Annotated in this window: 21 protein-coding genes; 18 read left to right on the plus strand and 3 right to left on the minus strand. The window is 58.0% G+C overall.

Going from position 1 to position 24,120, the window contains the following annotated elements:
* Positions 1–16 precede the first annotated feature (16 nt).
* The 3 genes from phbB (GBK02_RS09530) to phaR all read left to right on the plus strand — a co-directional run bounded on the left by phbB (GBK02_RS09530) (position 17) and on the right by phaR (position 2,221).
* Positions 17–757, plus strand: coding sequence for an acetoacetyl-CoA reductase (gene phbB, locus GBK02_RS09530; protein ID WP_203466446.1), 741 nt, complete (start codon positions 17–19; stop codon positions 755–757).
* A gap of 44 nt (positions 758–801) precedes the next feature.
* The gene (phbB, locus tag GBK02_RS09535; protein WP_203466447.1) at positions 802–1,545 is read left to right on the plus strand and encodes an acetoacetyl-CoA reductase; all 744 of its coding nucleotides are present in this window, start codon (positions 802–804) and stop codon (positions 1,543–1,545) included.
* Between the two features lie 124 nt (positions 1,546–1,669).
* The gene (gene phaR / locus GBK02_RS09540; RefSeq protein WP_203466448.1) at positions 1,670–2,221 is read left to right on the plus strand and encodes a polyhydroxyalkanoate synthesis repressor PhaR; all 552 of its coding nucleotides are present in this window, start codon (positions 1,670–1,672) and stop codon (positions 2,219–2,221) included.
* 30 nt (positions 2,222–2,251) lie between these two features.
* Here the strand turns inward: phaR and GBK02_RS09545 are convergent, their stop codons facing one another.
* On the minus strand, positions 2,252–2,725 hold the full coding sequence (locus GBK02_RS09545) for a nucleoside deaminase (protein WP_203466449.1): 474 nt from the start codon (positions 2,723–2,725) through the stop codon (positions 2,252–2,254).
* Between the two features lie 139 nt (positions 2,726–2,864).
* On the opposite strand from GBK02_RS09545, the gene smc reads away from it, so the two are divergent.
* The 10 genes from smc to GBK02_RS09595 all read left to right on the plus strand — a co-directional run bounded on the left by smc (position 2,865) and on the right by GBK02_RS09595 (position 16,418).
* Positions 2,865–6,374: a chromosome segregation protein SMC gene (gene smc / locus GBK02_RS09550; protein ID WP_203466450.1), complete on the plus strand. Its 3,510-nt coding sequence runs from the start codon at positions 2,865–2,867 to the stop codon at positions 6,372–6,374.
* Complete coding sequence (locus tag GBK02_RS09555; RefSeq protein ID WP_203466451.1) at positions 6,375–7,628, plus strand: cell division protein ZipA C-terminal FtsZ-binding domain-containing protein; 1,254 nt, start codon at positions 6,375–6,377, stop codon at positions 7,626–7,628.
* The gene (gene ligA, locus GBK02_RS09560; protein ID WP_203466452.1) at positions 7,628–10,015 is read left to right on the plus strand and encodes an NAD-dependent DNA ligase LigA; all 2,388 of its coding nucleotides are present in this window, start codon (positions 7,628–7,630) and stop codon (positions 10,013–10,015) included. Before GBK02_RS09555 ends, ligA begins: the two co-directional genes overlap by 1 nt.
* A complete protein-coding gene (galU, locus tag GBK02_RS09565; RefSeq protein ID WP_203466453.1) occupies positions 10,012–10,881 on the plus strand; it encodes a UTP--glucose-1-phosphate uridylyltransferase GalU in 870 nt (289 codons plus the stop codon). The genes ligA and galU overlap by 4 nt, the downstream gene beginning before the upstream one ends.
* Entirely contained in the window at positions 10,882–11,427 is a 546-nt protein-coding gene (locus GBK02_RS09570; RefSeq protein WP_203466454.1) for a hypoxanthine-guanine phosphoribosyltransferase, read from the plus strand.
* Positions 11,427–12,128 (plus strand): bifunctional 2-polyprenyl-6-hydroxyphenol methylase/3-demethylubiquinol 3-O-methyltransferase UbiG, encoded by a 702-nt coding sequence (locus GBK02_RS09575; protein WP_203466455.1) that lies wholly within the window; start codon positions 11,427–11,429, stop codon positions 12,126–12,128. Before GBK02_RS09570 ends, GBK02_RS09575 begins: the two co-directional genes overlap by 1 nt.
* A gap of 1 nt (position 12,129) precedes the next feature.
* Complete coding sequence (locus GBK02_RS09580) at positions 12,130–12,900, plus strand: S-methyl-5'-thioinosine phosphorylase (RefSeq protein ID WP_203466456.1); 771 nt, start codon at positions 12,130–12,132, stop codon at positions 12,898–12,900.
* 267 nt (positions 12,901–13,167) lie between these two features.
* Entirely contained in the window at positions 13,168–14,226 is a 1,059-nt protein-coding gene (locus GBK02_RS17015) for an ATP-binding cassette domain-containing protein (protein ID WP_305852111.1), read from the plus strand.
* Positions 14,227–14,359: 133 nt separating this feature from the next.
* Positions 14,360–15,211, plus strand: coding sequence for a hypothetical protein (locus tag GBK02_RS09590; protein ID WP_203466457.1), 852 nt, complete (start codon positions 14,360–14,362; stop codon positions 15,209–15,211).
* A gap of 643 nt (positions 15,212–15,854) precedes the next feature.
* The gene (locus GBK02_RS09595; protein ID WP_203466458.1) at positions 15,855–16,418 is read left to right on the plus strand and encodes a transposase; all 564 of its coding nucleotides are present in this window, start codon (positions 15,855–15,857) and stop codon (positions 16,416–16,418) included.
* 105 nt (positions 16,419–16,523) lie between these two features.
* Here the strand turns inward: GBK02_RS09595 and GBK02_RS09600 are convergent, their stop codons facing one another.
* Together GBK02_RS09600 and map are read right to left on the minus strand one after the other, a co-directional pair.
* Positions 16,524–19,082, minus strand: a complete 2,559-nt coding sequence (locus tag GBK02_RS09600) for a [protein-PII] uridylyltransferase (protein ID WP_203466459.1) — start codon at positions 19,080–19,082, stop codon at positions 16,524–16,526.
* Positions 19,082–19,882 carry a type I methionyl aminopeptidase gene (map, locus tag GBK02_RS09605; protein WP_203466460.1) on the minus strand — a complete coding sequence of 267 codons (801 nt, stop codon included), beginning with the start codon at positions 19,880–19,882 and terminating at the stop codon, positions 19,082–19,084. Before map ends, GBK02_RS09600 begins: the two co-directional genes overlap by 1 nt.
* A gap of 118 nt (positions 19,883–20,000) precedes the next feature.
* Here map and rfbD point away from each other — a divergent pair, with 118 nt between their 5' ends.
* The 5 genes from rfbD (at position 20,001) to frr (ending at position 24,106) form a co-directional block, all read left to right on the plus strand.
* The gene (rfbD, locus tag GBK02_RS09610) at positions 20,001–20,912 is read left to right on the plus strand and encodes a dTDP-4-dehydrorhamnose reductase (RefSeq protein WP_203466461.1); all 912 of its coding nucleotides are present in this window, start codon (positions 20,001–20,003) and stop codon (positions 20,910–20,912) included.
* 188 nt (positions 20,913–21,100) lie between these two features.
* On the plus strand, positions 21,101–21,850 hold the full coding sequence (gene rpsB / locus GBK02_RS09615; protein ID WP_203466462.1) for a 30S ribosomal protein S2: 750 nt from the start codon (positions 21,101–21,103) through the stop codon (positions 21,848–21,850).
* A gap of 55 nt (positions 21,851–21,905) precedes the next feature.
* Positions 21,906–22,805 (plus strand): translation elongation factor Ts, encoded by a 900-nt coding sequence (tsf, locus tag GBK02_RS09620; RefSeq protein ID WP_203466463.1) that lies wholly within the window; start codon positions 21,906–21,908, stop codon positions 22,803–22,805.
* A gap of 15 nt (positions 22,806–22,820) precedes the next feature.
* Positions 22,821–23,537: a UMP kinase gene (gene pyrH, locus GBK02_RS09625; protein WP_203466464.1), complete on the plus strand. Its 717-nt coding sequence runs from the start codon at positions 22,821–22,823 to the stop codon at positions 23,535–23,537.
* A gap of 11 nt (positions 23,538–23,548) precedes the next feature.
* The gene (frr, locus tag GBK02_RS09630; RefSeq protein WP_203466465.1) at positions 23,549–24,106 is read left to right on the plus strand and encodes a ribosome recycling factor; all 558 of its coding nucleotides are present in this window, start codon (positions 23,549–23,551) and stop codon (positions 24,104–24,106) included.
* Positions 24,107–24,120 lie beyond the last annotated feature (14 nt).

Here is a 24,120-nt window from a genome sequence, read left to right on the forward strand (position 1 = left end):
GAGGAGGGTAAAAACAATGTCGAGAGTTGCACTGGTTACAGGTGGTATGGGTGGCTTGGGTGAAGCGGTCTGCATCAAGCTTGCGGCGCTGGGTTATAAAGTGGTGACGACGTATTCGCCAGGCAATACCAAGGTTGCTGACTGGCTCAAGTCGATGAACAACATGGGCTATGGTTTCAAGGCGTATCCGTGTGATGTCACCGATTTCGATTCGGCGCGAGCCTGCGTCGAGGTCGTGACTGCGGAGGTCGGGCCGGTCGATGTTCTGGTCAATAACGCAGGCATCACCCGCGACATGACCTTCAAGAAAATGACCAAAGGAGACTGGGATGCCGTCATGCACACCAATCTCGATTCAGTCTTCAATATGACCAAGCAGGTTATGGATGGCATGCTGGAGCGCAAGTGGGGCCGGGTCATCAATGTTTCTTCGGTCAATGGCCAGAAAGGTGCTTTCGGGCAGACCAATTATTCTGCGGCCAAGGCCGGGATGCATGGTTTTACCAAGGCTCTGGCACTGGAAGTGGCCAAGCAGGGTGTCACGGTCAACACCATCTCGCCGGGCTATATCGGCACCAAAATGGTGACGGCTATCCCGCAGGAAATTCTGGATTCAAAAATTCTTCCGCAGATTCCGGTCAATCGACTGGGCAAGCCGGAAGAAATCGCCGGCCTGGTGGCCTACCTGTCTTCCGATGAGGCAGCGTTCGTGACCGGTGCCAATATTTCCATCAACGGCGGCCAGCACATGTTCTGACCGGTGTTTTTTTTAGCAGTATCAACAATAAGGAAGGAAAGACTATGACGCAACGTGTTGCTCTCGTTACCGGCGCTATGGGCGGTCTGGGTACCGCAATTTGCCAGGAACTGGCTAAGGCTGGTCACAAGGTGGTTGCCTCTTATCACCCGCAGTTCGACAACAAGGAAGAATGGCTGAAGGAAATGGCTGCTGCCGGTTTCAGCGATTTCGTCTGTGTTCCGGGCGATGTTTCTTCGCTCGAAGATTGTCAGAAAATGGTTGCCGAAGCCGAAGCCGCTCTCGGTCAGGTCGACATCCTGGTGAATAATGCCGGTATCACCCGTGACCGCATGTTCGCCAAGTTGGAAAAAGATGGCTGGGATGCTGTTATCGCCACCAACCTGACCTCGCTGTTCAACATGACCAAGCAAGTCTCTGCCAAGATGGCCGAGCGTGGCTGGGGTCGTATCATCAACATCTCCTCCGTCAACGGCGTCAAGGGTCAGGCTGGCCAGACCAACTACTCCGCTGCCAAGGCTGGTGTGATCGGCTTCACCAAGGCACTGGCTGCCGAACTGGCCGCCAAGGGCGTAACCGTTAACGCCATCTGCCCGGGCTACGTTGCTACCAAGATGGTCATGGCCATCAAGCCGGAAGTTCTGCAGACCATCGTTGACTCCGTCCCGATGAAGCGTCTGGCCAAGCCGGAAGAAATCGGTGGCGCCTGTGCTTACCTGGCTTCTGACATTGCTGCCTTCATGACCGGCGCAACGATGAACATCAATGGTGGCTTGTACTACCAGTAACATGTGTCGCGAAAGTCCATAAAGTTCTGGGCTTTCTGCACTGCATCACGAACAGGCGCCTGCGGGCGCCTGTTTTTTTAGCTATAATGTTGCACTGCACATAAAATTTCTCAAGGATCGCTGCATGACCGAACCGGTACGCCTGATCAAGAAATACCCCAATCGTCGTCTGTACGATACCAAGACAAGCGCCTACATCACCCTGGGTGACGTCAAGGATCTGGTCCTGAAGTTCGAGGTTTTCAAGGTTCTGGATGCCAAGAGTTCTGAAGATCTGACCCGCAGCATTCTGCTCCAGATCATTCTTGAAGAAGAAACCGGTGGCATGCCGATGTTCTCGAGCGAGTTGCTTTCCGGCTTCATTCGTTTCTATGGCAGCGCAATGCAGGGTATGCTGGGCAAGTACCTTGAAAACAACATGAAGACCTTTGTTGATTTTCAGTCCAAGCTGCAGGAACAAACGGGCGGCATGTATGCCGGCAGTGACAACGCTCACATGCAGGCCGATTTCTGGGCGCAGTTCCTGAATTTTCAGCAACCAGCCATGCAGAGCATGATGACTGCCTATATGGATCAGTCAAAAAAAATGTTCCAGTCGATGCAGGATCAACTGCAGAGCCAGACGCGCAACATGTTTACCGGCTTTCAATACACGCCGGAAAAAGAAGAGAAGTAAAACGAATTTTTCCCTTGCTCGTTGCCAACCTTAGTAAGGTTGGCGGCAAGGATGTTGAAACCAGCGCAGCAGTGGAAGATTTCCATTGGGTAGCGAATGGTGTTCCATTCTGATCTGGCGCGCAGCCAGTGGTAGGTTCAATTCTGCGTAAAGTTCGGCATCACAGAAACCGATGGCTGCCGCATCGCACCGCGGGTTGGCAAAAACGATCCGGCTGATTTTTGCCCAGTAAGCGGCTGACAGGCACATGGGGCAAGGTTCGCTTGAGGCATACAACGTTGCTTCCGGCAAGTGAAAATGCCCTGTCGCGGCACAGGCTGCGCGGATGGCAAGGATCTCGGCATGTGCGGTCGGATCGTGGCTGGGCACGACAAGGTTTGATCCTTCGCCGATTATTTTCCCGTTAGATACGACGACGGCGCCGAATGGGCCGCCATGGCAGGTTTCGACGTTGCGCATGGCAAGTTCGACTGCACGAGTCAGGAATAAACGATCGTGATCCATGTGCGGCTCCTCCTTTGCATGCCTGTACGACTGCCGTTCATGCCGAAGTAATCGACCAAAGTAGGTCAGTGATATTATACGACCCCCGTCACGGCGCGGGATGTCGCCAGTGGCGGCGCCTGCCAGCCGGATCATTTACATGCGACTGACCAAGCTCAAACTCGCCGGCTTCAAATCTTTCGTCGACCCCACCGCCGTTTCCCTTCCCGGGCAACTGGTCGGTGTTGTCGGACCGAATGGCTGCGGCAAATCCAACATCATGGATGCCGTGCGCTGGGTGCTGGGCGAATCCAAGGCATCCGAACTGCGTGGCGAGTCGATGATGGACGTCATTTTCAATGGCTCATCCAATCGCAAGCCGGTATCGCGTGCCTCCGTCGAACTTATTTTCGAAAACCTGCTCGGTCGCGCCCTGGGGCAGTGGTCGCAGTATGCTGAATTGTCGGTCAAACGCACGCTGACCCGTCAGGGACAGTCGGATTACTTCATCAATAACCTGAAGGTCCGGCGCAAGGATATTACCGATCTCTTTCTCGGTACCGGCTTGGGGCCGCGTGCTTACGCCATCATCGGGCAGGGCATGATTTCGCGCATCATTGAGGCGCGACCGGATGATCTGCGGGTTTTTCTTGAAGAAGCGGCTGGTGTTACCCGCTACAAGGAGCGCCGCAAGGAAACGCAGGGCCGTCTGGAAGATACGCGTGAAAATCTGACGCGCGTCGAGGATATTCGCCTCGAACTCGGCAACCAGATGGAAAAGCTTGAAGCTCAGGCTGAAGTCGCCCGGCGCTATCACGCCTTGAATGAACAACTGGTCCAGCGCCAGCAGATTCTCTGGTTGCTGCGCAAGCGCGAGGCTGAAGCTGAGCGCCAGCGCGTTGCACTGGAGGTTGAGCGGGCGGTCACCGAGCTTGAAGCACAGAGCGCAGCCTTGCGTGAAACGGAAGCGCGGGCCGAAGAAATGCGTGAGGCTCATTTTGCGGCGGGTGATGCCTTGCATCAGGCGCAAAGTGAAATGTATGCAGCCAATGCCGAAGTAGCGCGGCTGGAAGCCGAGATCCGTCATCGCCGCGAATCACAACGTCAGCTTGAGTCGCGTCTCGCCCAACTTGAGGGCGAGTTGGCTCACTGGAGCGAGATGGCCGAGAAGCTGGCGGCCGATCGTCTGCATTGGGAAGAGTCGCAGGAAATGGCGAAAATGCGCGTCGAGGAAGCCGAAGAGCGACTCGACCAGCAAATGAACATTGCCCCGCAGGTCGAGGAAAGCCACACCCAGGCGCTTGAGGAACTGCAGCGCCTGAAAGCCCGCACGACCAACGGCGAGCAGCGTCTGGAGGTCGAACTGACCAACAAGACGCATGCCCAGCGTGCCTTGCAATCCATCATCCAGCGCCGCGAGCGTTTGCGTGAGGAGGGCGGTGGGGCCGATGCGCCGGATGCGATGGACCTGGCCGAGAAGGAAGAAGAGCTCGCCATGCTGCGCGAGGAGTTGGCTGGCGACCAGGATCATCTGCAACAACTGCAGCAGGAATTGCCGCAATTTGAAGCCAGCCGCAAGCAGGTGCAAGAGGAATTGCAACGCATCGAGCGTGAACTGGCCGCCGGCCAGGCGCGACGCTCGGCGCTTGAGCAAATGCAGGCGCGTACCCAGCAAAGCGGCAAACTGCCCGAATGGCTGCGTCGGCATGGGCTGGAAAGCGCTGCGCCACTCTGGCAGCAAATCCACGTCGAGGCCGGCTGGGAGTCAGCCGTCGAGGCTGTGTTGCGCGAACGCCTCAGTGCCATCGCCTGCGATGATCCGGCCAAGCTTGAAGAATGGCTGCACGACCGGCCGGATGCGCGACTGAGTGTTGTGCTGTCGGGTGGCATTTTGGCCGAAAACGGCATGTCGACCGCAGCAACGCTGGCCGGGCGGATACGTTCGGATCACCCGGCGCTGCAGGCTGTGCTGGCCGAGTGGCTGGGCAATGTCCTGACGGCTGAAGGGCTGGATGCCGCGCTGGCCATGCGCCAGACGCTGGCGGCGAACGCTGTCGTCGTAACGCGTAGCGGCGATCTGCTGACACGCTACAGCCTGACCTTTTTTGCGCCAGACAAGGGCGAACACGGCTTGCTTGAGCGCCAGCGTGAAATCGAAACGCTGGCTGAAGGCATCGCCGCCTTCGAGGAAAAATCCGAAAGCATCCGCGAGCAGTTGCAGATGCTCGACGAACAGCTCGACGACAAGCGTGAGGAAATGACCGAGACCCGGCATTACATCACCGACCGTCAGCAGCGCATTCATACCGTTCAACTCGACGTGCTCAAGCTGAGTCAGGCGATCGAGCGCTACCGCGAGCAAAAAGAGCGTCTACAGGAGCAACTGGCCGAACTCGCCGAGGAAGAAGAAACCGAGCGCGAACGCGACATGGCGGCGGAGGAAAAAATCGCCGAAGTACGCGACGGCCTGGGCCGGATTCGCGTGCTGGTCGCCGGTGCCCAATCCCGGCTCGACGAAGCCGAACGGGCCGTTAGGGCCGAGCGCGAGCGCAATTCCGATTTCGACCGGGCCTTGCGCGAAGCCCAGTATTCGCTGCGCGAGTGCGACAGCAAGCTGCAGGATGTGTTCGTCCAGCAAGCCACCGCCCAGCGCGAGTTGAATCGCATCGAAAAAGACCGCAGCCAGTGCGCCGAGCAGGTCGAGGCAGCCCCGCCTGATGTCATGGAAGACAATCTCCAGGCAGCGCTTGAGTTACGCCAGGAAAAGGAAAAGGCACTGGCCGACCAGCGTGATGCGCTGGAGGCGGCCACCAATGCCTTGCGCGCCCTGGAAGAGCAGCGCCTGAAAATCGAGCAAGGTCTGGAGCCTTTACGGATCAGGATCGGCGACTTGAAACTCAAGGAGCAGGCGGCAGCGCTCAACACTGAGCAATACGCCCAGCAGTTGCTTGAAGCCGGGGCTGACGAAGCTGCCTTGCTGCCTGAGCTGGGCAACGCCCGGCCGGCCAGCCTGCAAGGTGAAATTACCCGCCTCGGCAACGCCATCACCGAGCTTGGCGCGGTCAACCTCGCCGCCTTGCAGGAATTGGAAACGGCGACCGAGCGCAAGGGCTATCTCGATGCCCAGTCGGCCGACCTGACCGAAGCCATGGAAACGCTGGAAAACGCCATTCGCCGAATCGACCGTGAAACCCGCGATTTGCTGAAATCGACCTTTGACACGGTCAACGGCCATTTTGGCCAGCTTTTCCCGGAGTTGTTCGGTGGTGGCCGGGCTGAACTGGTGATGACCGGCGACGAAATTCTCGACTCCGGCGTGCAAGTGATCGCCCAGCCGCCAGGTAAAAAGAATTCGACCATTCATTTGCTGTCCGGCGGCGAAAAGGCATTGACCGCGATTGCGCTGGTTTTTTCGATGTTCCAGTTGAATCCGGCGCCATTCTGTCTGCTCGACGAGGTCGATGCACCGCTGGATGATTCCAATACCGAGCGTTTTTGCGGCATGGTGAAGAAAATGTCGGCCAATACGCAATTCTTATTTATTTCCCATAATAAAATCGCCATGGAAATGGCCGAGCAACTGGTCGGCGTTACGATGCAGGAATCCGGCGTTTCGCGCGTGGTGGAAGTCGATATTGAGGAAGCCTTGAAAATGAGGGATGCGGCTTAAATGACCGAGCTTCAGATTGGATTGATCGCTTTGGGGGGCACCGCCGTGGTCGGCGTGTTCGCGTACAACAAATGGCAGGAATATCGTCATCGCAAGCTGGCAGAAGCGGTTTTCCAGCCGCATCACGATGATGTCCTGCTCGGTGATGCACCGAAAGCGGCACGCAAGGTCGAAGCTGTCGTACGGCACGAGCCGGAAATGCGTGTCGACGAACCTGTGGCGCCTGTTGAACGCATCGAACCGATGTTCGTCGATGCGCCGCAGGCAGTCGAGCCGGAACCGGAACCTCTGCCGGAGCTTCGCTATCCAGCGGTTGATCCGGCGCCGGCACCGCCTCCGGAAATTGATGACTCTCCCTTTGCCGCCGATCAGGAACCTGAGCCGCTGCCCGTCGTCGAGGAAGAACAGCCGCTGCAGTCGGTACCGGTACCGGCCGAGTTGCTTGATTCGCGTCTTGAATTTGTCGTTGCCATGGATATGGTCGAAGCCGTTTCGGCCAGCCAGATCCTGCATTCGCAGCGTGAGTACCTGCAGCGTCTGAGCAAGCCGGTGCACTGGCTGGGCTTCAACGAGCGTACCCGGGAATGGGAGCGCCTGCCGCCGGACAGCAATTTGCCGGTGCGCCGCCTGCGCGTCGGCCTGCAATTGGTCAATCGCCTGGGGCCGGTTTCCGAGGGCGATTTCACGCTATTCACCAACGCCATGCAGGCCCTGGCCGACGAACTGATGGCCGTGGCTGACATGCCGGATATTCGTGTGCTCGATCAGGCTGCGGAGATCGATCGCTTCTGTGCTGCGGTCGACCTCGAAATCGGCATCAATCTGGTCAGCCGGGCCAGTGCTTTTTCCGGCACCAAGATTCGCGCCCTGGCTGAAGCAGCCGGCATGGTGCTCGGCATCGATGGCTTGTTTACCCGTTATGACGATGAAGGTCGTCCGCAATTCAGTCTGCAGAATTACGAAACAGCCCAGTTCACGCCGGATACGGTGCGTACCCTGAGCACGCACGGCCTGACCTTCCTGCTTGATGTGCCGCGCGTTGACCACGGCGAACGTGTTTTCATGCAGATGACCGAGCTGGCCAAGCGTTTTGCCGAAACCCTGCAAGGCGCGCTGGTCGATGACAACCGGCAGCCGCTTTCCGATTCGCAGCTCGAACACATCCGCCGCGAATTCATTGGCAAGCCGCAGGCGACGATGGCCAGTTTCGGCCTGCCCGCCGGTTCGGCCCAGGCGCTCCGGCTGTTTTCCTGATGCCCGCAGCGCAGCAGGATATTCAGCGCGCAGCCGCTCTGCGCGCTGAAATCGAACGTCACAACGAGGCTTATTACATTCAGGATGCGCCGAGCATTCCTGATGCCGAATACGACAAGCTGTTTCGCGAATTGCAGGCGCTGGAACAGCTGTTTCCCGAATTGCAGACCGCCGATTCCCCGACGCTGCGCGTTGGCGGTCGGCCGCTGGCTGAATTCGCCTCAGTGCGCCATGACGTGCCGATGTTGTCGATCCAGACCGAAACCGACACCGAGTCTTCCGGTGCCCTGAATTTCGATGCGCGCGTCCGGCGCGAACTCGAATTGCCCGGTTCAGCGCCGGTCATCGACTATGCCGCCGAGTTGAAATTCGATGGCCTGGCGATCAGCTTGCGCTACGAGCACGGTGTGCTGGTGCGTGGTGCGACGCGCGGCGATGGCGTGAACGGCGAGGATGTGACGCAGAATTTGCGCACGCTGCGCCAGATTCCCCTGCGTCTCAGCGGCGAGGCGCCACCCTTGCTCGAAGTGCGCGGCGAAGCCTACATGCGGCGCGACGATCTTGAACGCTACAACGCAGCGGCCTTGGCGCGTGGCGAAAAGACGCTGGTCAATCCGCGCAACGCAGCGGCTGGCAGTATCCGCCAGCTTGATCCGGCAATTGCCGCCAGCCGGCCCTTGTGTTTCTTCGCTTACGGCCTGGGTGCGGTCGACGGCTGGAATATGCCCGAAACCCATGCCGGCGTGCTCGATGCCCTGGCAGCGTTCGGTTTGCCGGTCTGCGAGCATCGTGCGGTGCTGCAGGGGGGCGAGGCACTGGCCGGTTTCCACCGTCGCATTGCCGAGTTGCGCGACAGCCTGCCGTTCGATATCGACGGTGTGGTGTACAAGGTCAATAGTCTGGCCTTGCAGGCCCGTCTCGGTTTTCGTACCCGCGAGCCGCGCTGGGCCGTGGCACACAAATATCCGCCGCAAGAGGCGTTGACCGTGGTCGAGGCGATCGACATCCAGGTGGGCCGGACCGGGGCGCTGACGCCGGTGGCCCGTCTGGCTCCGGTCTTTGTCGGCGGCGTCACGGTGACCAATGCCACCTTGCACAACGCTGACGAAGTCGAGCGCAAGGGCGGTATCTGCGTTGGCGACACGGTGATCGTGCGCCGTGCCGGCGATGTCATTCCCGAGGTGGTTGGCGTCGTTGCCGAACGTCGGCCGGTCGATGCGCAGGCATTCGTAATGCCTGAAGCCTGCCCGGTGTGCGGCTCGCATGTCGTGCGCGAGCCGGGCGAGGCGGTGACGCGTTGCTCCGGCGGCTTTGCCTGCAGTGCGCAGCGCACCCAGGCGATCCTGCATTTTGCCGGGCGGCGGATGATGGATATCGACGGGCTGGGCGAGCGTTATGTCGAGCGCCTGGTCGAATTCGGCTACGTGCATGGCATTGCCGACCTGTACCGTCTCAAGCTGGACGATCTGCTCGAAATGAAGCGCCGGGCCGACGAGCGCGACGGCACGGTGCCGGAAACGGTCAAGGCCGGCCAGACACCGACCCGCTGGGCTGAAAACCTGCTCGACGGCATTGCTGCCAGCCGTCGGCCCAGCCTGGCCCGTTTGTTGTTTGCGTTGGGAATTCGCCATGTCGGCGAGTCGACCGCGAAAACACTGGCTGACTGGCTGGGCAGCGTCGACCGCGTGCGCCGAGCCCCGGCGCCGTTGCTTGCCGTATTGCCCGATATCGGCGCGACAGTCGCGGCGGCAATTGCCGATTTTTTTGCCGAGGAACGCAACGTTCTCGCGGTCGACGAGCTGCTGTGCCCTGAAATCGGCGTGGCGCCGGCTGACGAGCATGCGCCGCGTAGCGCGCTGGCCGAACGACTGGGCTGGAGCGAGCTTTACGCCGTGCTTGGCGTGCCGCGCTTGACGCCAGTACGAGCCCGGCAACTGGCATCGGTGATTGATGGTGAAACCTTGGCAATACAGGGAATCAACGCAGCAACGCTTTCCGGTGCCGGCATTCCGGGCGAGGTCATTACGGCGCTGGGCGACTGGTTGCAGGCGCGCGGCAATCGCGGTTTGCTGGCCGCCGTTGCAACCCGGCGCAAGGAACTGCTGGCCGCTTTGCCGGCAGTCGGCGCACAGGAGACGGTGGCGGCAAAGCTTGAAGGCAAGACTTTCGTGCTGACCGGCACCATGCCGACGCTCAAACGCGATCAGGCAAAAGCCATGATTGAAGCGGCAGGCGGCAAAGTGGCCGGTTCGGTCTCAAAGAAAACGGATTATGTCGTGGCCGGCGAAGAGGCCGGCTCGAAACTGGAGAAAGCACTCGAACTGGGTGTGCCGGTGCTCGATGAAAAAGAATTTTTGAAATTGCTCGAAGAGGGAGTCGAATCATGAAAAAAGTCCGCAAAGCGGTATTCCCGGTGGCTGGCATGGGAACGCGTTTCCTGCCGGCAACCAAAGCCAGCCCGAAGGAAATGTTGCCTATCGTCGACAAGCCGCTGATCCAGTTTGCCGTTGAAGAAGCAGTTGCCGCCGGCATTACCGACATGATTTTCGTCACCGGGCGCTCAAAGCGCTCGATTGAAGATCATTTCGACAAGGCCTACGAGCTGGAAAGCGAACTCGAAGCGCGCGGCAAGAGCGAATTGCTCGATTTCGTGCGCAACATGATCCCGAAGAACATCAACTGCATCTACATCCGCCAGGCCGAAGCGCTCGGCCTCGGCCATGCCGTGCTGTGCGCCAAGCCGGTGATCGGCGATGAGCCGTTTGCCGTGCTGCTGGCCGACGATCTGCTCGATGGCGAAACGCCGGTGATGAAGCAGATGACCGACACCTACGATTACTACCGTTGTTCGGTGCTCGGCGTGCAGGATGTGCCGCGCGCTGATACCAAGAGCTACGGTATCGTCGATGCGCGTCGTGTCGCCGATCGTCTGGAGCAGGTCAATGCCATCGTCGAAAAGCCGAAGCCGGAAGATGCGCCGTCCACGCTGGCCGTTGTTGGCCGCTACATTCTGACGCCGCGCATTTTCCATCATCTGGAAAACGTCAAGCCGGGTTCCGGTGGCGAGATCCAGCTGACCGACGGCATTGCCTCGCTGCTCAGCGAAGAGCAGGTTCTGGCTTATCGTTACGACGGTACCCGCTATGACTGCGGCTCCAAGCTCGGCTATCTGCAGGCGACCATGGTTTTCGGCCAGCGCCACCCAGAAGTTGGCCCGGCTTTCGATGCTTACCTGAAGAACATGGTGAAATAAATGGAGCCGAACAAAGCCCGTGCACTGCTCGCCAATGCCGAATTGATTCATTCCGAAGCGGCAATTCAAGGCGCGCTGGTCGAGGTGGCCGGTGCCATTCGCCAGCGTTTGTCCGAGAAAAATCCGCTGGTACTCTGCGTGATGACCGGTGGCGTGATCTTTTGCGGTCAACTGCTGCCCAAGCTCGATTTTCCGCTCGATTTCGACTACCTCCACGCGACGCGCTACGGCCCGGAAACGCAGGGCGGCAAGATTTCCTGGCGCATGGCCCCGTGGACCTCGGTCAAGGGCCGCTCGGTGCTGGTGATCGATGACATTCTCGATGAAGGCGTGACACTTGCCGCTGTCAAGGAAAGCTTGATCCGCCTTGGCGCAGCCGAAGTCATGCTGGCGGTATTTGCCGACAAGGAAAACGGCAAGCAGAAACCCATTTCAGCCGATTTTGTCGGGTTGACCGTGCCGGATCGCTTTGTCTTTGGCTACGGCATGGATGTCGATGGTGCCTGGCGCAATCTGCCGGCGATTTACGCCATGAAGGACGACTGATGAGCGGTGCGACGGTTGCCGAGTTCATCGCCTATTGGGAAGGCGAGGGGCAGGCTTACGTCCGGCGTGGCGATTACGCCTGGATGGCCGCGCTGGTGCCGGGGCAACGCGTTCTGGAAATTGGCTGCGGCATCGGTTTTGGCACACAGGCGCTGGTCGACCGCAAGCTGGATGTGCTGGCGATTGATTCTCTGCCGGAATGCCTGTCCGCGACCGAAGCCCGGCTGCAGGGCAGGGCGGCAACGCTGCTTCAGGCCGATTTGACCGCCCTGAGCGTGGAACAACGCGAACAGATCGAAAGCTTTGCCCCGGAAACGGTGGTTTGCTGGCTGATGGGCGCACCGGCCGATGTGACCGGTGCCAGCGCAAGCGATGCTGGACGGGCCGTGGCAGCCTATCGTGAAAAAATTCACCGCAGCGTTGCCGAACTGGCCGCGGCCTTGCCGAGCGTGCTGGCGCTGCATCTAGTTGATCGCACCGCAATTGCCTGGCAGGCCAAGGACATCGGACGCGATACACTGGTCAGCTACCATGGCAGCAAAACCCTGCTCGACCTGCCATTGGCCGGTACGCGCAACAACGCGCTCTATCGCAAGCTGGGCGATAAAGTGACCGATCTGGCACCACAGAGACATCTGCACCCTTCATTCAAGAATGTGGTGCCCGTGCTGGCTTCATTGCTGGCTGAAAGGAAGAAATAACATGCTGGCAATTATCGGCGGTAGCGGTCTGACGACCCTTTCCAATCTCGACGTTTCGCATCGCGAAGTCGTCCGCACGCCTTATGGCGAACCCTCCGGGGCTGTCGTTTTCGGCGAAATCTGCGGCAAGCCGGCGATGTTCCTGCCGCGCCACGGCTATGGTCACACCATTCCGCCGCACATGGTCAATTACCGCGCCAACCTGTGGGCGCTGCATCACCATAAGGCCACCGGCGTCATTTCCGTCGCTTCGGTCGGCGGTATACGCGGTGATCTGGAGCCGGGCGATATCGTTCTGCCGCACCAGATCATCGACTACACCTGGGGTCGCAAATCGACCTACTTTGATGGTGTCGGTACGCCGGTGACCCACATCGACTTTACCGAGCCTTACGACCGCGAACTTTGTCGTCGTATCCGCGAAGCTGGCGAGCAACTGGGGGTTGAAATGAAAGTCGGCGGTGTCTATGCCGCCACCCAGGGGCCACGCCTTGAAACCGCGGCCGAGATCAACCGTCTGGAGCGCGACGGGGCTGATCTGGTCGGCATGACCGGTATGCCGGAAGCGGCGCTGGCCCGCGAACTCGGCCTGCCTTACGCGGCGATCAACGTCATCGCCAATCACGCTGCCGGTCGCGGCAGCAGTGCCAACGGCATCCATTTCGAAAGCCTCGAAGTCGTCCTGCAGGAAGCCATGGGCCGCGTCCGTTCAGTGATCGAACGTCTGGTCGGTTGCCAGGATAACTGCACGCCGTTGGGCTTGTCGGTTTAAGACGATCTACGTCTTGATGTAGTCGAAAACACAGCGAGTCTCTCAAAGCACCGAGAGACTCGCTTTTATATGGTCTTGATTTGCAATTTTTATTTGATGCAGTTGGTGTTTCTTGTGTTTTTGCTTGCTTGATCTGATTTTTGTGTCAAATGCATTATTTATTCGGTATTAAAAATGAATATTGATTATTGACCAGGTGCGGGCTGCTTGCCATCATCGTCCCTCGATTTAATGATGAGGCGGGATTCGGTGGCATCTCAGGCAGTAATGGCGCATCAGGACATACTTTGGCTGCTCGGTAGCCTGTGTAGCCTCTATCGCATTCCCTTCGACCCCAAACTGGTCGAGCAGGACTGTCCACCACCGCACAATCTCGCCACCTTCCACGAAGCCGCTCGCGCTATCGGTTTCAAGACCGGTCAAAGCACCCACCCTGCCGATTGGCAAAAGCTACCGCTCCCTGCCATCGCCTTCCTGCGAGCCGTGCCAGAAACGCCTTCCAAGGATGCCGTCCTGACCATTCCGGTTCTGATCCTTAAAGTGGATGCCACGAAGCAAGCCCCCTTGGGGGGCGGTCGCACCATCGCCTTCATCAGCTTTCTGGTTGCCCCGGTCTTCCGTGACAATCTCAATCATCAGCTCATGCTCGGCGCGAGAAACCAGTCTTTCCTGACCGAATACGTCTCAGGAATGGCCACCGTGAAATCCCTGCAGATGGAAGCCGACATCGACAAGAAGTATGGTGACTTCCTCGCCCAATATCTCGCCGCAAGTTTCTGCACCAAACAAGTCGGCAATACCTACAACGTCATCAGCAATGGTCTGGAACAGGTGATGACCCTGGCCATCCTGATTGTCGGGGCCCTGCTGGTCATGCAGAACGATGGCTTCACCGTCGGCATGCTGGTCGCTTTCCAGATGTTCGCCGGACATGTCTCTGACCCCTTTGGGTTGCATGCCAGCTTCGAGAACGTCATCCAGGCCTGCAAGGCAGCGGAAATCCACCAAGTCATCGAAACCCTTAAGGACGGCTACCAGACGGAAATCGGCGAACGTGGGACTGGGCTATCGGGTGGGCAGCGACAGAGAATTGCCATTGCACGAGCGCTACTCAAGCGGCCGAAGATTCTGGTTTTCGACGAGGCAGTTTCTAACCTCGACCAACAGACGGCGGAGCATTTTGCACGAACCATCAACAAGCTCAAGGGGAAGGTGACGATGCTGTTTATTACGCATCAGATTCCGCGAGGGTTGCAGGTGGATGAGGTGATTGAGCTTGGAACGAATACGACCCGGCAGATGAAAGTCGTGGAGGAGGAAAAGTGAGGATGGGAAATATCAGTCAAGGTAGGAAATCGGAGTTTCCGCGGTCAACCGGAAAAAATACCCCAAAACGACAATCGGCTTCCCTGCGGGAAGTAAGTGACATCGCGAATGCCCAAAACGAAAGGCAAGCCGCATGAAACCCACCTTCAAAACCCGCCTCGCCGCCCTCCTGCTCGCCGGCCTGTGGGCGACAGTGGCCTGGAGCTACAACCCGCTCAACCGCGAGGAATACCTCGCCAGGATCAAGCAGGCCGAAGCGCTCCACAAGGGGAAGTGCGAAAATGTCGCCGGCATCAAGATCTACAAAACCGTGCCGGACGTGGAGGGCGTGCTGCTGATGAAGATCCGCCCGGAGCGGACCGACCGGGAGCTGGCCGATCCCAACTGGCCGGGGGCGGCGTTTGGGCGGGAGGGTTATGGTGATTCGTATATCCGCTCCTTCCTTGGAGATGAGCATCCCGCTCAAGGGCCTATTGATGCTGAGCATAGAGGTTACATCAACGTTGGGCATAATCCTGGCAGCCTCCCCGGCTACCGCTGGGTCGAAGTCCCCGACCCCAAGGACGGCCAGCGCTATCGGTACACCGGCTCAGACAAGGTCACCGGCAAGAAAGACCCGACGGCCTACAACGTGCAGTTGGAGTTGAGGAAGAATCCCAACTACGACATGAACGTCTATCAGTGGTCGCTCGACAAAACCCCCAGCCCCAGTAAAACCCCGCCGCGCTACGCCGTCACCTTCGAAGACCACGTCGTCCCCGAAGAGCGCGCCCTGTGGGTGGCGAGCAGCACGGTCAAGGTGCTCGACCTCAAGACCAACGAGGTGCTGGGTGAAATGACCCGCTATGCGATGAGCTACATCCACGCCCCACGGAATTCCATGCCGTGGCTGAATCACTCCGTTTGCCCAACGATGAATGGACCCGATGGTGCAAGAACCCGCCATTTCGTAGACCAAATTCTGATTCCGAAGAGGGAGAAATAATCATGGCTGCACCAACCGTTGCTGAAATGCTCAAATACGCCAACCTGCAAATGGCTGCAGCAAAACCAAAGGGGTCAGAGACATTTTGCTTTCTGAACTACATTTAAACCATAAACCATGCACACAAGAAACAAATTGGCAGCCAAATATTTTTTAGGTTGTTTAATACAAAAACTTCAGCCCATTGAGTTTGTAAGTGTTTTTTTGCCACTGCTTCTCATGATTGGTGATATTTTTATTGGTCACTTAACGAGCGTTTATTTTATAAATTATAGGTTTTTGGGGTCGTATATATCCATATATGGCTGCCTATTTTTGATATTTGCATTCGCGCTCTTGCTTTCCTTAATAAAGGATCGTGCGCTTGGCAAGGACAATAGTCTTAGTGTGTACGGACTCAACTTACCCAGAAATACCACAACGCTTATTCAAGAAAGTTATTCGATTAAGTCGGCAAAAAATGAGAGCGTGCAAGCAATTGTTGTTTTTGTTTTCTGTGAATTAATCGCGATGTTCCTATATGGAACTCTGCTTGCGATTTTTATTTTTAAACTATACCTCTGGAGGTTCACAAATGCCTGATGCACAAGCCAAAAACCAAAGGGGTCAGAGACATTTTGCTTTCTGAGCTAAGCCACTAACCATGTCTCGTCGTCCTCGTGTTCTTCTCGCTAATTACCCGCTGCACATCGTTCAGCGCGGCATCAACCGCGAGCCGTGCTTTTTCACTGATGAAGATTACTACTGTTATCTCCATTGGCTGGAAGAGTCGGCTCGCGCTTGTGGCTGCGCCATTCATGCCTATGTGCTGATGAGCAACCACGTTCATCTGCTGCTCACCCCGCAAGAAGACGGTGCGCCATCGCGACTAATGCAATCGCTGGGAAGGCGCTACGTGCAATACACCAACCGTTTCTATCGGCGCACCGGCAGCCTGTGGGAAGAGCGCTACAAATCGAGCGTTGTGCAAGCCGAAAGCTATCTGCTGGCTTGCCAGCGTTACATCGAACTCAATCCGGTACGGGCAGGCATGGTGGCTGATCCTGGGCAGTACCGCTGGTCAAGCTATCGGGCTAATGGGTTGGGAGAGATCGACGTTCGTCTGAGCCCGACGGTGATGGAGTATTTGTTGTTTCCGGTACGCAAGGCTTGGCATGAGGCGGGTCGGGAGCGGTGGTGCGCTATTGAGTGGAAACGGCTTAGTTGAAGCGTGATCACGATGCAGAGGGGCGTGGCAATCGATGGTATAGAGCGCGGAAACAGAATTGCTTCCGCGCTCGCCATGAAAATTTCTGATTCAGTCCGCGTTTGACTAAACCTTCAGCTGTTCCATCAGTTCGGTTTCGAGCCGGATGCGGCTGGCGCTTTCCTGCAGGTCGCCGCCGCTAATCAGGAAAACGTCTTCGGCGCGTTCGCCGAGCGTGATGATTTTGGCGGTGTGCAGATTTGCACCGTGCGCGGCGAGGGCGTTGGCCACGGTGTAGAGCAGGCCGGGGCGGTCGGCAGCCATCAGCGAGAGGATGAAGTGCGATCCTTTTTCATCGCTGCGGATGACGGCTTCCGGTTTGATCGGGAAGTGCTTGACCTGGCGCGACAAGCGGCCGCTTGATGGGGCTTCGGGCGGCGTCTGGTGAATCAGGCGCTGCTCCAGTTCGTGCTCGATATAGGCCAGCATTTCGCGGTTGTTGTCGCGTTTTTCAATGTCGAGCAGGACGAAGCTGTCGAGCGCGTAGCCGTGTGCCGTGGTGTGAATCTTGGCATCGACGATACTGTAGCCGGCCCGGGCGAAGAAACCGACGACGCGGGCAAAGAGGTCAGGCTGATCCTGCGTGTACACCATGACCTGCAAGCCTTCGCCTTCCTGGTGCAGGCGGGCGCGGACGACGGGCTGGTTGTTGAATATCCGGTAGTGCAGGGCGCGGGTGTGCCAGGCAATTTCTTCAGCCGAATGGCGCAGGAAATAAACCGTGTCGAGTTGCTTCCACAGGCGCTCATGCACGGTTGCCGAGAGGGCAAAGTAGCGCAGCAGGCGCATCGCTTCGGCCTGGCGTTCGGCGATGATGCCTTGCGGTGCCGGTGCTTCGCCCTGGCTGAGGTGATGCAGCGTTTGATAGTAGAGATCGGCGAGCAGTTTGCCTTTCCACTGGTTCCAGACTTTCGGGCTGGTGCCGCGAATGTCGGCGTGAGTCAGCAGATAGAGTGCGGCCAGGTGACGGGCATCGCCGACCAGGCGGCAAAAATTGGCAATGACGTCCGGGTCGGAGAGGTCTTCTTTTTGGGCAACTTGCGACATCGTCAGATGGCTGCGAACCAGCCAGACAACCAGTTCGGTATCTTCGTCGTCGAGGCCGTGCGATTTGCAGAATTCTTCGGCGTCGACCGTGCCAAGCACCGAGTGGTCACCGCCGCGGCCCTTGGCGATGTCGTGGAAGAGGGCGGCGATGTAGAGCAACCAGGGACGGTCGAGTTCGCTCATGACGCGCGAACAGAGTGGATATTCGTGGGCGAATTCGCTCATCGTGAAGCGGCGGATGTTGCGCAGGACTTGCAGGATGTGCTGATCGACGGTGTAGACGTGGAACAGGTCGTGCTGCATCTGGCCGACAATGCGGCCAAAGTTCGGCAGATAGGCGCCGAGGATGTCGAGCTGGTTCATCCGGCGGAATTCGTGCACGACGCCGCGTTCGCTCTGGAACAGCTTGAGGAAGGCCGAGCGGTTGATCGGGTCGGCCCGGAACTCCGGGGTGATTAGCTCGCGGGCACGCCACAGGGCGCGCAATGTGCGGGCGGTCATGCCGTGCAGTTCGGTGTTTTCCTGCATGACCAGGAAACAATCGAGAATCGATTCCGGCTGGCGGGCAAACAGGGTTTCGTCACGGATATCGAGCAGGTTGCCGATGGTCTGGAAATCATCGTCCAGGCCTTGCGGCATCTGCTCGTTTTCCGGCGCGAGAGCGGCACCGATGTTCTGCAGCAGGATGGTGTTGAGCAGCGTGACCGCCTTGGCATTGCGGTAGTAGCCCTGCATCAGCTGTTCCGAGGCTCGCCGCGCTTCATTGGAGGCCAGGCCGAACTGGGTGGCCAGCGTATTTTGGTAGTCGAAGAGCAGGCGATCTTCGCGCCGGCCGACGGTGAAATGCAGGTGAATGCGCAGGTGGCGGAGATATTCCTCGCACTGCTCGGCGTGTGCCATTTCTTCGACGGTCAGGAAGCCGTATTTTTCCAGGTCAGCCCAAGTGGTGCCGTAACCGGCGGCTTGAGCAACCCAGAAAATGACCTGCAGGTCGCGTTGACCGCCAGGCGACTCCTTGCAGTTGGGTTCGAGGCTGTAGGGGGTTTCGTTGAAGCGCAGGTAGCGCTCCTGCTGCTCAAGACGCTTGGCTTCGAAGAACACCAGCGGATCGAGATTGCCGCGCAGGCGCTTTTGAAAGGTCGAGAACAGCTTTTCGTTGCCGGTCAGCAAGCGTGCTTCAAGAAGCGCGGTCTGGACGGTGATGTCGTTGCCTGCTTCGTCCAGGCACTCCTGGATGGTCCGGACGCTGTGGCCGATTTCCAGGCCGATGTCCCAGAAATAGCCAATCAGGCGTTCGAGTTTTTCCTGGAGTTGGGCATTGGGTTCCTGCGGCAACAGGATCAGCAAGTCGATGTCGGAGGCCGGGTAAAGCTCTCCGCGGCCATAGCCGCCAACGGCAGCCAGTGTCAGCGTAGCCGGAAAATCCTGCGCCTGCCACAGCCGGGTCAGTACGCTATCGACCTGGTTGCTGCGAGCATGCAGCAAGGCGAGCGCGTCGCCGTCCCTGGCATAGTTTTCCTGCAGGGTTTTGCGAAAGGCTTTGACTTCTTCGCGCAGGGCGCCGACATCGATGCTCATTAGCCGATCCAGTCCGGTTTCGGGCGGCAGCCAGCCGACAGTGTCATGATTTCATAGCCGGTGGGTGTGACCAGCAGGGTGTGTTCCCATTGCGCGGACAGGCTGCGGTCTTTGGTGACAATGGTCCAGCCGTCATTCATCTCGCGGATGGCCGCCTTGCCGGCGTTGATCATCGGCTCGATGGTGAACATCATCCCGGCCTCAAGACGCGGACCGGTGCCGGCCTTGCCGTAATGCACGACTTGCGGGTCTTCGTGGAAGTTGGCCCCGATGCCGTGACCGCAGAATTCGCGAACGACTGAGTAGCCGTTCTTCTCGGCGTGCTTCTGGATGACTGCGCCAATATCGCCCAGGAAGGCGCCGGGCCGGACAACCGAAATTCCCAGCCACAGGCATTCGAAGGTGATTTCACAAAGCCGCTTGGCCTGGATCGAGCCTTCACCGACGATGAACATCCGGCTGGTGTCGCCGTGGTAACCGTTCTTGATCGTCGTGATGTCGAGATTGACGATGTCGCCGTTCTTGAGCACGCGGTCGCTCGGCACACCGTGGCAAACTTGCTGGTTGATCGAGGTGCAGATCGACTTGGGATAAGGGTCGTAGCCTGACGGTGCGTAGTTGAGTGGTGCGGGAATGCAATCCTGCACATTGACCATGTAGTCGTGGCAGAGGCGGTCGAGTTCTTCGGTGGTGACGCCGACCTTGACGAAAGGCTCGATGTAATCGAGAACTTCGGAGGCGAGGCGCCCGGCGACGCGCATTTTTTCGATTTCTTCAGGCGTCTTGATGCTGATGCTCATGGCTGTTCTATCAAACGTTTGGGGAAGTCCCAAGGATAAAGGATGCCTCCTGTTTCTCAAAGCAAGGGGCGCCTTGTAATGGCATACTTCCGGCCTTTCAAGAACGCAGGTGGTGACGATGAGTATTCTGCTGCTCGGCAAGGATGGCCAGGTCGGCTGGCAATTGCAACGCTCGCTTGCGCCGCACGGCAAGGTCGTTGCCTGCGGTCGTGCCGAGTGCGATCTGGCCGATCCTGATCAGATTCGCGCCGTCGTCAGGGCGGCCCGTCCGGCAGTGATCGTCAACGCAACGGCCTATACCGCAGTCGACAAGGCTGAATCCGAGCCGGATCTGGCGCACCGGATCAATGCCGAAGCGCCTGCTGTTCTGGCAGAAGAGGCGTTGCGGCTTGATGCCTTGCTGGTCCATTACTCGACCGATTATGTGTACGACGGGCGCAAGGCCTCAGCCTATGTCGAGTCCGACCCGACGGCGCCGCAAAGCGTTTATGGACATACCAAGCTGGCTGGTGAGGATGCGATTCGGGCGGCAGGCGGCAAATCGCTGATTTTCCGCACCAGTTGGGTGTTTGGTGCGCGCGGCAATAATTTCGTCAAAACCATTTTACGTCTTGCCCGCGAACGTGACTCCCTGGGCGTGGTTGATGACCAGGTCGGTTCGCCAACGCCGGCGGCGCTGATTGCCACGGTCAGCGGCATCGCCTTGGCGATGACACGTTGCGGTCAACGGCTAGAAAAGGGCGAAAATCGTCTTTATCACTTGGCCGCTTCGAATCCGGTGAGTTGGCATGCGTTTGCGACAACGATTCTTCAGTTGGCCGAACAGACCCCCGGATTCGTTTTGCGCCTCAAGCCGGATGCTATTCGTGCGATTACGACGCCGGAATATCCGACGCCGGCCACGCGGCCGGCCAATTCGCAGCTCGACTGTTCCCGTCTGGAATCCGACTTTGGTTTGCAAATGCCCGACTGGCGACCTTATCTGGCGCGCATGCTGCAGTTGCTGGCGCTCAAGCAAAATGGTTATTGAGCTTTAAAGTCGACGGTTCTGCTGCTATAATCGTCGGGTTTTTCTGGGCGGTAATGCCCGAAAAAACAGGTCGTATGCGTGGTGCATGCGATCAAATCCACACATCCGCCGATTAAGGGTGTTTGCCAATTTATTGATTTGGCAGGCGTTTCTGGCGGGTGGAGGTTCAACCCTTAAGGAGTTTTACTATGTCCGTTACCATGCGCGAAATGCTGGAAGCCGGTGTCCACTTCGGTCACCAAACCCGTTTCTGGTCCCCCAAGATGGCCCCGTATATCTTCGGTGCTCGCAACAAGATTCACATCGTCAACCTCGAAAAGACCCTGGCCAAGTACAACGAAGCCATGGCTTTCGTGAAGAAGCTGTCCGCCAACCGCGGCAACATCCTGTTCGTTGGCACCAAGCGTCAAGCTCGCGAAATCCTCGCTCAGGAAGCCCAGCGCGCTGGCGCACCGTTCGTTGATCAGCGCTGGCTCGGCGGCATGCTGACCAACTTCAAGACGGTCAAGACCTCGATCAAGCGCCTGAAGGATATGGAAATCGCCGTTGAAGCCGGTGAAATCGAGCGCATGCCGAAGAAGGAAGCGCTGACCTTCCGTCGCGAAATGGAAAAGCTGCAGAAGTCCATCGGCGGCATCAAGGATATGGCCGGCCTGCCGGATGCTATCTTCGTCATCGACGTCGGCTACCACAAAATTGCCATTACCGAAGCTGAAAAGCTGGGTATCCCGGTCATCGGCGTGGTTGACACCAACCACTCTCCGGAAGGCGTTTCCTACGTTATCCCGGGTAACGACGACTCTTCCCGCGCTATCCAGTTGTACGCCCGCGGCGTGGCTGATGCCATCCTCGAAGGCCGTAACCAGGTGGTTCAGGAAATTGTTGCTGCTGGTGGCGACGACGAGTTCGTCGAAGTCCAGGAAGAAGCAGCGCAATAAGGTTGCAATGGCGGAGCGCTAAGCTCCGCCTGTTTTAAAAGCTCAGGAGAATAATATGGCAGCAATTACCGCAGGCATGGTGGCAGAACTGCGCGGCAAGACCGACGCACCCATGATGGAATGCAAGAAAGCCCTGACCGAAGCCGATGGCGACATGGTCAAGGCTGAAGAGATCCTCCGCGTCAAGCTGGGCAACAAGGCCTCCAAGGCTGCTGCCCGTATCGCGGCTGAAGGTATCGTCGCAGTCAGCCTCAGCGCTGACGGCAAGACCGGTGCCATGATCGAAGTTAACAGCGAAACCGATTTCGTTGCCAAGAACGACGAATTCATCGCTCTGGCCAACGGCAGTGCTGCTCTGGTTGCCAGCAACAATCCGGCTGACGTCGCAGCTTTGTCGGCTCTGCCGATGGGCGAAGGCACGGTTGAGTCGACCCGTTCCGCGCTGGTTGGCAAGATTGGCGAAAACATGACGATCCGTCGTTTTGTCCGCTTCGAAGCCAAGGGCAAGCTGCAGTCTTACATCCACGGTGGCGCCAAGGTTGGTGTCGTGGTTGATGTGATCGGTGGCGACGAACAACTGGGCAAGGATCTGGCGATGCATATCGCTGCTTCCAAGCCGAAGTCCCTGGATGCCTCCGGTGTCTCCGCTGACCTGCTCGATACCGAGCGTCGCGTTGCCATCGAAAAGGCCCGCGAAGCCGGCAAGCCGGAAGCGATGCTCGAAAAGATCGCCGAAGGTACCGTTCAGAAGTACCTGAAGGACGTGACCCTGCTGGGCCAAGTGTTCGTCAAGGCTGAAGACGGCAAGCAAACCATCGAGCAGCTGCTCAAGGCCAAGGGCGCTTCCGTCGCTGGCTTCAGCCTGTTCCTGGTGGGCGAAGGCATCGAGAAGAAGGTTGACGACTTCGCTGCTGAAGTTGCTGCTCAAGCTGCTGCCGCTGCTGCCAAGAAGTAATCGAGGAATAACGCCATGACCGCACCCAAGTACAAGCGCATTCTCCTGAAACTCTCCGGCGAGGCCCTGATGGGTAATGACGCCTACGGCATCAATCCGCAAGTGATTGCGGGTATTGTCGCGGAGATCAAGGGGGTGTCTGACATGGGTGTGGAAATTGGCGTCGTGATTGGCGGCGGCAACATCTTTCGCGGCATGGCCGGTACGGCCACCGGGATGGATCGCGCTACCGCCGATTACATGGGCATGATGGCCACGGTGATGAATGCCATGGCCTTGTCCGATGCAATGCGCCAGGGTGGTTTGAACGCCCGCGTGCAGTCGGCTCTGAATATTGAACAAGTGGTTGAGCCTTATATCCGCGGCAAGGCGATTCGCTATCTCGAAGAAGGCAAGGTCGTCATCTTCGGTGCCGGGACCGGCAACCCGTTTTTTACAACCGATACCGCTGCAGCATTGCGCGGCTCGGAAATTGGCGCGGAAATCGTGCTCAAGGCTACCAAGGTGGACGGTATTTATTCGGCTGACCCGAAAAAAGACCCGTCGGCCACGCGTTATGACAAGATCAGCTTCAATGAAGCGATCTCCAAGAATCTGGCGGTGATGGATGCAACCGCTTTCGCGCTTTGCCGCGATCAAAAATTGCCGATCAATGTATTCTCCATTTTCAAGTCCGGCGCGCTGAAGCGCGTGGTCTGCGGTGAAGATGAAGGTACGCTGGTCTATTGCTGAGGGAGAACAAGATGATTGCTGAACTCAAGAAAACTGCCGAAGGCAAGATGCTCAAAACCCTGGAATCGCTCAAGAACGATCTCCAGAAAATCCGTACGGGTCGCGCCCACGTTGGCCTGCTTGACCACGTTCAGGTCGATTACTATGGTTCGATGGTGCCGGTTAATCAGGTTGCCAACGTGACCTTGGTTGATGCACGTACCATCGGTGTCCAAGCTTGGGAAAAAGGTATGGCACAGAAGGTCGAGAAGGCCATTCGTGACTCCGATCTCGGTTTGAATCCTTCGTCCCAGGGTGATCTGATTCGCGTCCCGATGCCGGCTTTGACCGAAGAGCGTCGTCGTGACCTGATCAAGGTTGTCAAGACCGAAGGCGAGGCTGCCAAGGTCGCGATTCGCAATCTGCGCCGTGATGCCAACAATCACCTCAAGGATGCGCTGAAGAAGGGCGAAATTCCTGAGGATGACGAGCGTCGTGCCCAGGACGACGTACAGAAGTTGACCGATAAATCCATTGCTGAAGTCGACAAGATGCTCGCCGCGAAAGAGGCCGAGCTGATGCAGGTTTGAGTCGTTTGCTGACT

The organism is Dechloromonas sp. TW-R-39-2, from assembly GCF_016864195.1.
In the GTDB taxonomy this organism is placed as follows: domain Bacteria; phylum Pseudomonadota; class Gammaproteobacteria; order Burkholderiales; family Rhodocyclaceae; genus Azonexus.